Origin of the sequence: Streptomyces acidicola (assembly GCF_009377235.1) — a bacterium.
GTDB classification, from domain to species: Bacteria; Actinomycetota; Actinomycetes; order Streptomycetales; family Streptomycetaceae; genus Streptomyces; species Streptomyces acidicola.
Genome location: NZ_VMNX01000096.1, coordinates 23,276 through 33,337 on the forward strand (window position 1 = coordinate 23,276; position 10,062 = coordinate 33,337).

The window sequence follows — 10,062 nt, forward strand, 5'->3', positions numbered from 1 at the left end:
GACCCCTGCCATGAGCTCCGTTGCCCCGCGTCCCTCCGTGCTGTTCGTCTGCGTCCACAACGCAGGCCGCTCCCAGATGGGCGCCGCTTTCCTCACCCACCTCGGCGGTGACCGGGTCGAGGTCCGCTCGGCCGGCTCCGCCCCCGCCGAATCGGTCAACCCGGCCGTGGTCGCGGCCATGGCCGAGGTGGGCATCGACGTCTCCGCCGAGACGCCGAAGATCCTCACCACCGAGGCCGTACAGTCCTCGGACGTCGTCATCACGATGGGCTGCGGGGACACGTGCCCCGTCTTCCCGGGCAAGCGCTACCTGGACTGGCAGCTTGAAGACCCGGCCGGCCAGGGCGTGGACGCCGTGCGACCCATCCGGGACGAGATCGAGCAGCGCGTACGCGGCCTGCTGGCCGAGCTCGGCATTGGGGCAGCCTCGGCCTGAGCCCGGTAGCGGTGTCGGTTCGCTGTCGGCGCCGCTTCCGACAGGTCACGCGATGGCACGGTGTGGCCCCGAGTGAGTGAACCGCTGTGGCGCTTGGCCCTGGTGCAGATCGGGGCACGGCGTGGCGGCTCGGTCGAGGGCGCCGTCTGTTCAAGGATTCGTACGCGTGGCACAGACCTTCGAGGAGCTCGTGGGGATACAGCGCGCGGCGGACCAGGCCCACGCGCGGGTGGAGGAGTTGCGCGAGCTGTACGGGTCCCCGACCGCCCACAAGTGGACCGAAACGCAGACCGACACGTACGAGACCGCGTGGCGGGCCTGGCGCGACCTCGCCCGGGACGTTCAGGCCGCGGTGACCGAGTACGCGAAGGCCGAGGGCCAGCCGCGCAGCGAGATCGAGGCGGACGTGAAGAAGGCCGTACGGCATCCCGGGCCGGGGGCGCATGAGGCGTAGCGGTAGCCCAGTACCGGCACGTGAAAAAACCTGGGGCCGGAACCCTTTCGGATTCCGGCCCCAGGCCTTCAGTAGCGGGGACAGGATTTGAACCTGCGACCTCTGGGTTATGAGCCCAGCGAGCTACCGAGCTGCTCCACCCCGCGTCGGTGAAACCAGTGTACGTCATGCGCGGGACAGCTCGCGCACGGGTTTGCCGTGGCCACGGGCCGGCGACGGTCCTGCTCGCTCACCTCACCTCACTTCACCTCGCTTCGAGGCTCCTCCCCGTACAGCCACCGGCGGAACAGGCGGCTGAGCCCGGGCATGACCAAGTAGGTGAGCAGCGGGGCGACGAGGAGGGGGAAGAGCAGGGCCTTCAGGGGGACGGGCAGGGCGGCGGTGTGCGGGGTGATCAGCCAGTTGATGGCGAGGGAGATCGGATAGGCGCCGAGCATCGTCATCAGGGTCATCTTCCAGCGCGGCGGGGCGTCGACCGGGCGCTGCGGGAGACTGAACCAGGTCTCCATGCCGGTGGGCTGCCGCTGGACGTGGGAGACCTGATGGCCGACGGCGCGCATGTGCTCCAGCCAGGCCCTGCGCTCGGGCAGCCGGAGCCATGCGTCGAGGCGGTCCTGGCTGGAGAAGCGCAGGACGCCGTGGTAGAGGCGCTGGCCGCGGTGCGGGCGCAGCCAGACGATGCCCTCGTGGCCGCAGAAGCCCGCGGCGACGTCGGCGATCTCATGGGTGAGTTCCTCGAACTCCGCCTCCCGGCCGGGCTCCACCTCCCAGCTGTAGACGAGCGTCACTCCCTGGTCCTCCGGCCGGTCCGCGGCCGTCGGGACCTCGCGGGTACGGCTCATGCACGGCCTCCTTCCGGCGCGCGACCGGCGGGCGGTACCCGGTGTACCGGTACGGAGTACCCAGGGCCTCAGGGAGTGAGCAAGTGGCTGTTCGGTGCCGTCGCCCGGGGCTCGTACTCCGGGAGTACGACGACCTCGGCCCCTTCCGCCGCCAGGAGCGCGTTGCCGTCGGCGCCCACGACGAACGTGTCCGGCTCCCGCCACGCGGTGACGACCCGCCGTACGCCCGCGTCGAGGATCAGCCGGGCGCACGGGGACGGGCGGGAGGAGCGGCGGGCGCAGGGCTCCAGGCTGCTGTAGACGGTGGCGGTGGCCAGGCGCGGGTCGGCGGGGTCCAGTTTGGCCAGGGCCGCCTCCTCGGCGTGGACCACCGGGTCGTCGCCCTCGCGGGAGTGGGCGCGGGCCAGTTCCGTACCGTCGGCCGCCACGATCACCGCGCCCACGCTGAAGGCCGTCCGCGAGGGCGGGCACTGTGCCGCCAGGTCGCACGCCAGGTCCAGCCAGTGCCGGTCGGCCGCCGAGGGCTGCCCGCCTGTGCCGGGGACCGTGGGCGCGTAACGGATGAGGACGACATCGCCGACGGGCCGGGTCTCCAGCAGGCGCAGGCGGCTGGTCGGGCCGCCGGGGTACGCCCCCGTGCCGAACATCCGCGGGGCGTCCGACTGGCCCACGAACAGGGGGGCGACGGCCAGCTGGAGCTCGTCCGCGAGGCCCTCCCGGAGCAGCTGAGTGTGGACCTGGCCGCCGCCCTCGACCATGAGGCGCCGGACGCCGCGTACGTTCCCGAGGTGGTCGAGCACGGACCGCCACTCCAGCTCGGGGCCGACGGAGACCACGTCGGCCGGGAGGCCGAGGGCGCGGAGGCGTTCGGCGCCCTTGTCCGTCGTGTACGCCACCTTCTCGCCGCCGGTGTGCCAGAAGCGGGCCGTCGGGTCGAGGTCGCCGGACGCCGTGACGGTGACCTTCAGCGGGTACTCCGGGAGCCCGGCGGTGAGGCGGGCCGCGCGCCGCTCGGGTGAGTTCACCAGCAGCCGGGGGTTGTCGGTGCGCAGGGTGCCGGCGCCGACCAGGATCGCGTCACTGGCCGCCCGTACCTCGTCGACCCGGTCGAAGTCGTCCGGACCCGACAGCAGCAGCCGCTCGGGCCCGGTGTCGTCCAGGTAGCCGTCGAGGGAGACGGCGGCGGACAACAGGACGTAGGGCTGGGGCATGGGGGTCGCTCCCGTGGTCGTGACCGATCGGTCGGCGGGGTGTGTCGTGACCGGTGGGTGGCCTCGGTTCGGCTGCCACGCGGGCATCTGGTTCAAGTTTTAAACAATAACTACACTGTCCGTATGACGACCCGCTGGCTCAGCCCCGAGGAACAGCGTGCCTGGCGCGCGTACATTGCCGCGTCGGCGCTTCTGGAGGACACGCTCGACCGCCGGCTCCAGCAGGAGGCGGGTCTGCCGCACCTGTACTACTCCGTGCTGGCCATGCTCTCCGAGGCGCCGGACCGGCGTCTGCGGATGACCGATCTCGCCGAGGTGCTGAAGATCACGCGCAGTCGGCTGACGTACGCCGTGGCCCGGCTGGAAAAGGACGGTGCGGTGCGGCGCGAGGACTGCGAGTGGGACAAGCGGGGGAGCGTCGCGGTGCTGACGGACGAGGGCATGGCCCTCCTGGAGCGTACGGCACCGGGGCACGTCGAGACGGTCCGCAGGGCGGTGTTCGACCACCTCGACCCGGGGCAGGTGGAGCAGTTGGAGCGGATCTGTACGGGCATCACGAAGGCGCTCCAGGGGGACGGCACGGAGACGGTCACCCCTGACGACCTTCCGTGGCGCCGCCGCTCCTGTCCTTCGAGTTAGTCCATCGGGCCATCGGGCCGGCTCCGCAATCTCACCCGCCCGGGGAATGCGTCATCTCGCCCGCCCAGGGAATGCGTCGCCCTCCACCAGGGTTGCTTGAAGTTTGAAGCAGGGTTACGGTCGACCTCGTGATGCGATCTGCTTCAAAACTGAATCAGATTGCCGACCTTGCACCCGCACCTGGCCCGGAGGCCCGCATGTCCGACCAGCCCACCGCCACCCCCCGCTCCCGCGTCCGGGTCCCGCTGCGCTTCCACGACGGGTACGGTGTCGATGCCGAGCTGGTCACCTTCCACGGCCTGGCCGACGGGCAGGAGCACGTGGCCGTCGTCCTCGGTGAGCCCGCGCCCGGCGCCACTCCGCTGGTCCGCCTGCACTCCGAGTGCCTGACCGGCGACGTCTTCGGCTCGGCCCGCTGTGACTGCGGCCCGCAACTGCGCGAGGCGGTGGAGCAGATCGCCGACCGCGGTGGGGTCCTCCTCTACCTCCGCCAGGAGGGCCGGGGCATCGGCCTCTACAACAAGCTCGACGCGTACGCCCTCCAGGACGAGGGCCTCGACACGTACGCCGCCAACACCGCCCTCGGTCTTCCCGAGGACGCCCGCGACTACACGGCCGCCGCGCAGATGCTCCAGGCCCTCGGTATCGACACCCTGGACCTGCTGTCCAACAACCCCGACAAGGCGCAGCAGCTCCGTGACCTCGGGGTCAAGGTTCGTACGCGCGTCCCCACCGGCGTCTTCACCACCGCCCACAACGTCCGCTATCTGCGGGCGAAGGTCCTCCAGACCCAGCACACGCTGCCCCTGGCGGACCTGGCGGAGCTCTCCGCGGGCTGACGGCCCAAGTCCCGGCATTCGCCAGGGTGTCCACAAGGAAGCCCTGGCGGTGATCGTTCACGACTTCCCCATATTCGCGATCACCCAGCGTGTCCGAACAGCCTCGCTCCGCATAACATCTGACACACCATCAGAACTCTTGTGACACCTGAGACAGGGGTAGCTCGCCCTTATTCGGCCCCCCATGCCCCCTAAATCCCGCGCACGGGCGTGAACGATCATCCGGAACCGCTTGGAATACGGCCCGCACGTCTATTAACGTTCGATAACGCAGCGCGGTCGTCCCAGCCGTCACAAGAGGCGGCTCCGTGCGCACGCGCCGAATCCCGCAAGGGAACCGGGGAACCACCAACCCTGGGGTGAATCGCGCGGAAACCACCGTGGAAGCACGGCTGGTTTACGCGCGTAGGAGACCTTCCTGCTCCGAACCCGTCAGCTAACCCGGTAGGCGAGAAGGAAGGAAAGGAGTACGCCCACGTGGCGTCGAACCGGTCTGCGACCGAAGCTCCGTCCGTGCCGAACCGACACGGCGACAGCGACACCTTCGGGTATGGCGGCTACAACAGCCAGGACGAGGGCCCCTGGCAGGAGTGGAACCCCACCGCGGAGTCCATTCGTCCCCTTCGCGGCCGGCACCGCGTCGCCAAGCAGCGTGGCGGACTCGCCCGCAGCTCCACCGTTCTGGGCGTCGGTGTCATAGCCGCCGTCGGCGCGGGCGGCATGGCCTCCGCGCAGACCGGCAAGCCGCCGGTCTCCATCTCGATGCCCGACATGCCGAACGTCGGCTCGGTCTTCGACTCCGAGGACGAGCCCGAGAGCTCCCCCACCCCGCTCAGCAACGCGGGCCTGAGCCTCACCGACGCCGAGCAGGGCGCCGACGACGCCGGTGAGGCGCTGCGCGCCCGCATCATGCAGCAGGCCGAGTCGCAGCAGGAAGCGGTCGACCGCGCCGCCGCGGCCGCCGCCGAGTCCGCCGCCGCGAAGAAGGCGGCCGAGGCCGCCGCCGAGGAGCGGGAGCAGGCCGAGGCCAAGGCCGCCGCCGAGAAGGCGAAGGCGGAGGAGGAGGCCAGGAAGAAGGCCGAGGCCGAGCGCCTCGCCCAGCTCGCCAAGCAGTTCACGCTGCCGACGTCCTCGTACACCATCAGCTCCAGCTTCGGTCAGGCCGGCGCCTACTGGTCCTCCGGCCAGCACACCGGCCTCGACTTCGCCGCCCCCACGGGCACCCTGCTCAAGGCCGTGGGCACCGGCACGATCACCCAGGCCGGCTGGGACGGTTCGTACGGCTACAAGACGGTGCTCACCCTCAACGACGGCACGGAGATCTGGTACGCCCACCAGTCCTCCATCGGCGTCAGCGTCGGCCAGAAGGTCGCGACCGGCGACGTCATCGGCCGCGTCGGCGCCACGGGCAACGTCACCGGCGCCCACCTCCACATGGAGGTCCACCCGGGCGGCAGCAGCTCGGGCATCGACCCGATGGCGTGGCTGCAGGGCAAGGGGCTCACCCCCTGAGGTCCTCCGGGAGCAGGTGAGGTGATCTCCTCCCGGATTCACAAACCCTCGTCCGGACGCGCGGAATGCGTGCGTCCGGCGAGGGCGTTGTTGTAAAGCATGACTTCTCTTCGCAAGCTTGGTTCATCCGACATCGAGGTCTTCCCGCTCTCCCTCGGCGGCAACGTCTTCGGCTGGACCGCCGACGAGGCACAGTCCTTCGCCGTACTCGACGCGTACACGGCCGCGGGCGGCAACTTCATCGACACCGCCGACTCCTACTCGGCCTGGGTCGAGGGCAACCGGGGCGGCGAGTCCGAGACCGTCATCGGCAAGTGGGTCAAGGCGCGCGGCAACCGGTCCGACGTCGTGATCGCCACGAAGGTCAGCCAGCACCCCGACTACCAGGGCCTCACGGCCGCCAACATCAAGGCCGCCGCCGACGCCTCGCTGCGCCGTCTGGACACCGACTACATCGATCTTTACTACACCCACTTCGACAAGCCGGAAGTCCCGGTGGAAGAGATCGTCGGGGCGGTCGACGACCTGGTGAAGGCGGGCAAGGTCCGGGCCGTCGCCGCCTCCAACATCTCGCCCGAGCGCCTCCAGGCCTCCCTCGACTTCTCCGACCGCGAGGGCCTCGCCCGGTACGTTGCGCTCCAGCCGCACTACAACCTGGTCTCCCGCTCCACGTACGAGGGTCCCCTGCAGGACGTCGCCGCCCGCGCCGGGCTCGCCGCCGTCCCGTACTTCTCCCTCGCCATGGGCTTCCTCACCGGCAAGTACCGCCCCGGCACGACCGTGGACAGCCCTCGCGCCCAGGGCGCCGGCGCCTACCTGGAGAAGGAGCAGGGCGTACGGGTCCTCGCGGCCCTGGACGAGATCTCCGGGGCGCGCGGGGCGGAGATCGCCACAGTGGCCCTCGCCTGGCTGGCGGCCCAGCCGACGGTCGTCGCGCCGATCGCCTCGGCGCGGACGGTGGAGCAGCTGCCGGCCCTGGTGGCGGTGGCGGAGCTGACCCTCACGGACGAGGAGCTGGCCAAGCTGACGGAGGCGTCACAGGGGAGCTGACGCGGACGCGGTCCGCTTCCGGCGGTCCGCTTCCCGCGGTCCGCTCTCGGCACCGGCGCTCACCCCGACCGCCGGTGCCGTACCGTCCAAAGCTTCCGGACTACGCCGGACTACCCCGCACTACCCCGGACTACGTCTGATAGGGGTTGTAGGAGGGATACGGCGCCGCCGGGCCGTGCCCGTACGCCGACGCGTACTCGAACGCGGGCCCGTGCTCGTACTCGTGTCCATGCCCGTACCCATGGGCGTATCCGTGCCCGAACTCGTACGCGCTCCCGTATCCGTGCCCGTGCCCGTGCCCGTATCCGTAGCCGTGCGCGCTCCCGTACCCGCTTCCGTGCACGGGCATCGGTGCCGTGGTCTGTGCCGCGTACGCCAGGGAGGGACGGGCGATCTCCCGTCGGCGCCACAGCTCGAAGAGCAACTCCCGCTCCCGTACGACGAAATCGGCGTTCGCCCGGCCCCGCCGCCCCCGGTGCCGCAGGAAGGCGAGTGAGGTCGCGTACGCCTCGTACTCGGCGACCGACCGCGCCGCTTCCCGCCCGAACTGGTGCCCGGCGTACTCGCGGGCCAGCCGCCGCGCCTTCATGTTCCCGAGGGCGTACGGCTCGGGCGGCGTCAGCCACCCGGCGGCCGCGTACGCGGGCAACTCGTCCCGCACGGTGCGCAGTTCCCGCTGCCGCGTCCAGATGACCAGCCAGGTCAGCAGCCCGAACGCGGGAACCATGAACGCCGCGTAGACCGCGAAGAAACCGAACTCCCCGAACGTCGACGAGCCGTTCCACAGGGCGTGCATGCCCATCGCGAGGAGCAGCCCGGAGAGGGGGAGGAGCACGCGGCGCACATGGTGCCGGTCCGCGGAGAGCGCCGCGATCCCGAAGCCGATCCCTGTGAACACGCTGAACAGCGGATGCGCGAAGGGCGACATGATCACGCGGACGAAGAAGGTCGCGGCCGTCACGGAGGCGATTCCGCTGCCGCCGCTGAGCTGGTCGGTTCCGAAGGCCGTGCCGAGGTAGAGGATGTTCTCGGTGAAGGCGAACCCGGTGGCGGTGACCCCGGCGATCACCACTCCGTCCATGATCCCGGTGAAGTCCCGTCTGCGGAACAGGAAGATCAGCAGGATCGCTGCGGCCTTGGCGGTCTCCTCCACGACGGGCGCTATCACGGTGGCGCCGAGCGTGTCCGCGCTGGACGGATCGGCGGTGGCGGTCGCTATCCATCTGGTCGCGAAGCTGTTCGCGACGATGGCTATCAGTGCCGCGGCACACGCGCCCCAGGCGAACGAGAAGACCAGGTTGCGCCAGGGCCCGGGCTCGACCCGGTCCAGCCAGCGGAACGTGGCGATGAGCAACGGCACAGGGAGTACCGCCAGCCCCAGCCCGACCAGGAATCCCTCCGTACCGGTCTGCTCGCGGACCAGGGCGAGGATGACCAGTCCGGAGAGCGTGAGCAGCGTGATGAGCGCCCCGTACCGCACCCACTTCTTGCGCCACCAGTGCGCTGGGCGCCGTCTCCCGCCGACTGGGCCGCCGGGGCCGGGCGGTTCGCTGGGGTGCGTCGGGTACGGGGGAAAGGTGGCCACGGCATCGACCCTAACGAGGGAGGGGCGCTCCCCGCGATGCTGCCGCGTGAGGTGCAGGTGCTGCTCGGTGGTTCCTCGCGGGCGTTCGGCGGGACTGGTCAGGCGCCGGTGGGTTATGGCTGGTCGGGATGGACTGGGTGGTCTGGCTGCCCTCCGCGCTGCTGCTGGGAACCCTGGGAACCCTGGGAACCCTGGAAACCTTGGGAACTTTTGGACTCCTGGGACCCGTGGGACTCCTGAAACTCCTGCGATTCCTTTGGCTCCTTGAACGTTACGTCCCTGTGCTGTACGCGTCGGAAGAGCAGGTCGTTCACCACATGACCCTTGTCCAGTCCCTGGCCCTCGAAACGGGTCAGCGGCCGGAACGCCGGACGCGGCGCGAATCCGCCGCCGGCCTGTGTGTTCTCGAAGTCGGGGTGCGCGGTGAGCACGTCGAGCATCCACTCGGCGTACGGCTCCCAGTCGGTCGCACAGTGGAGGACGGCACCCGGCTTGAGCCGGGACGCGGCGAGCGCGAGGAACTCCGGCTGGATCAGCCGCCGCTTGTGGTGCCGCTTCTTGGGCCACGGGTCGGGGAAGTAGACGCGCAGTCCGTCGAGGGAGTCGGGGGCGAGCATCTCGCGCAACAGGATGATGGCGTCCCCGTTCCCCACCCGGATGTTGGACAGCCCGTTCTGATCGGCGAGATTGAGCAGATTGCCCTGGCCAGGGGTGTGCACGTCCACGGCGAGAACATTGGTCTCGGGATCCTCCGCGGCCATCTGCGCGGTGGCTTCCCCCATCCCGAACCCGATCTCCAGCACCACGGGGCACGCGTTCCCGAACAGCTCGGTGAGATCGATCGTCCGCTGCCCGTCGATGTCCAGCCCCCACTTGGGCCACAGCCGCTGCAACGCGTCCGCCTGGCCCGCCGTCACCCGGCTCCGCCGCGGCTGGAAACTCCGGATCCGCCGCTCGAAGTGGGACCCGGCGGGATCGGCCTTCGGCCCGTCGGGGAACCGGGGTTCACCCTTGGCCCGGGTACGACGGAGGGACGCGCCGGGGGTGGTGCGCCGCGGGGCTTCGGGGATGTGGGTGGAATCAGACACAGTGAAGTCGATTTTACTGGGAGCCGGGCCACGTGAGACCTGCCGCCGGGTTCGTCCCTTCCCTGGGGGCTGCCGCCCCCAGACCCTCGCTGTCGGCCTGAACGGCCTCGTCCTCAAACGCCGGACAGGCTGAAAACCCCAGCCCCGCCCCGCACATTCCAGCCCCTCCGGCGTTTGAGGAGCGGGGGTCCGGGGGCCGGCCCCCGAAACGGGGTCCGGGGCGGAGCCCCGAAGAGGGGGCCGGGGGCGGAGCCCTGAGGGACTGGTCCGGGGCGCAGCCCCGAAACCCGGGGGTCCAGGGGGCGCAGCCCCCTCGGCCGGGGTCGAAGGGGCGGCAGCCCCTGGGGATGGGACGGGTAGGGGCGGCGGGGGCGAAACCTCCCGGCCGGTGCCCGCACCCCACGGC

10 protein-coding genes, 1 tRNA gene and 1 riboswitch are annotated in these 10,062 nt (G+C 70.6%); of the genes, 6 read left to right on the forward strand and 5 right to left on the reverse strand.

The features are described from left to right. Positions 1-10: 10 nt before the first annotated feature. Complete coding sequence (locus tag FPZ41_RS23950) at positions 11-436, forward strand: arsenate reductase ArsC (protein ID WP_152865790.1); 426 nt, start codon at positions 11-13, stop codon at positions 434-436. Between the two features lie 166 nt (positions 437-602). After that, on the forward strand, positions 603-890 hold the full coding sequence (locus FPZ41_RS23955) for a hypothetical protein (RefSeq protein ID WP_322620641.1): 288 nt from the start codon (positions 603-605) through the stop codon (positions 888-890). Between the two features lie 72 nt (positions 891-962). Here FPZ41_RS23955 and FPZ41_RS23960 read toward each other — a convergent pair. The 3 genes from FPZ41_RS23960 to FPZ41_RS23970 all read right to left on the reverse strand — a co-directional run bounded on the left by FPZ41_RS23960 (position 963) and on the right by FPZ41_RS23970 (position 2,943). Continuing rightward, positions 963-1,036: transfer RNA gene (locus FPZ41_RS23960), tRNA-Met, on the reverse strand. 93 nt (positions 1,037-1,129) lie between these two features. Next, entirely contained in the window at positions 1,130-1,732 is a 603-nt protein-coding gene (locus FPZ41_RS23965; protein WP_152865791.1) for an antibiotic biosynthesis monooxygenase, read from the reverse strand. Positions 1,733-1,800: 68 nt separating this feature from the next. Beyond that, on the reverse strand, positions 1,801-2,943 hold the full coding sequence (locus tag FPZ41_RS23970; protein WP_152865792.1) for a dihydrofolate reductase family protein: 1,143 nt from the start codon (positions 2,941-2,943) through the stop codon (positions 1,801-1,803). 123 nt (positions 2,944-3,066) lie between these two features. Here FPZ41_RS23970 and FPZ41_RS23975 point away from each other — a divergent pair, with 123 nt between their 5' ends. The 4 genes from FPZ41_RS23975 to FPZ41_RS23990 all read left to right on the forward strand — a co-directional run bounded on the left by FPZ41_RS23975 (position 3,067) and on the right by FPZ41_RS23990 (position 6,983). Continuing rightward, on the forward strand, positions 3,067-3,582 hold the full coding sequence (locus FPZ41_RS23975; protein WP_152865793.1) for a MarR family winged helix-turn-helix transcriptional regulator: 516 nt from the start codon (positions 3,067-3,069) through the stop codon (positions 3,580-3,582). A gap of 197 nt (positions 3,583-3,779) precedes the next feature. Beyond that, on the forward strand, positions 3,780-4,421 hold the full coding sequence (locus tag FPZ41_RS23980; protein ID WP_152865794.1) for a GTP cyclohydrolase II: 642 nt from the start codon (positions 3,780-3,782) through the stop codon (positions 4,419-4,421). A 307-nt stretch (positions 4,422-4,728) separates the two neighbouring features. Further along, positions 4,729-4,887, forward strand: a riboswitch (cyclic di-AMP (ydaO/yuaA leader). An 11-nt stretch (positions 4,888-4,898) separates the two neighbouring features. Beyond that, complete coding sequence (locus tag FPZ41_RS23985; RefSeq protein ID WP_322620642.1) at positions 4,899-5,933, forward strand: M23 family metallopeptidase; 1,035 nt, start codon at positions 4,899-4,901, stop codon at positions 5,931-5,933. Positions 5,934-6,032: 99 nt separating this feature from the next. Then, a complete protein-coding gene (locus FPZ41_RS23990; RefSeq protein ID WP_152865795.1) occupies positions 6,033-6,983 on the forward strand; it encodes an aldo/keto reductase in 951 nt (316 codons plus the stop codon). 130 nt (positions 6,984-7,113) lie between these two features. Here FPZ41_RS23990 and FPZ41_RS23995 read toward each other — a convergent pair whose 3' ends face one another. After that, positions 7,114-8,568, reverse strand: a complete 1,455-nt coding sequence (locus FPZ41_RS23995; protein ID WP_322620643.1) for a PrsW family intramembrane metalloprotease — start codon at positions 8,566-8,568, stop codon at positions 7,114-7,116. Between the two features lie 113 nt (positions 8,569-8,681). Then, a complete protein-coding gene (gene trmB, locus FPZ41_RS24000) occupies positions 8,682-9,656 on the reverse strand; it encodes a tRNA (guanosine(46)-N7)-methyltransferase TrmB (RefSeq protein ID WP_322620644.1) in 975 nt (324 codons plus the stop codon). Positions 9,657-10,062 lie beyond the last annotated feature (406 nt).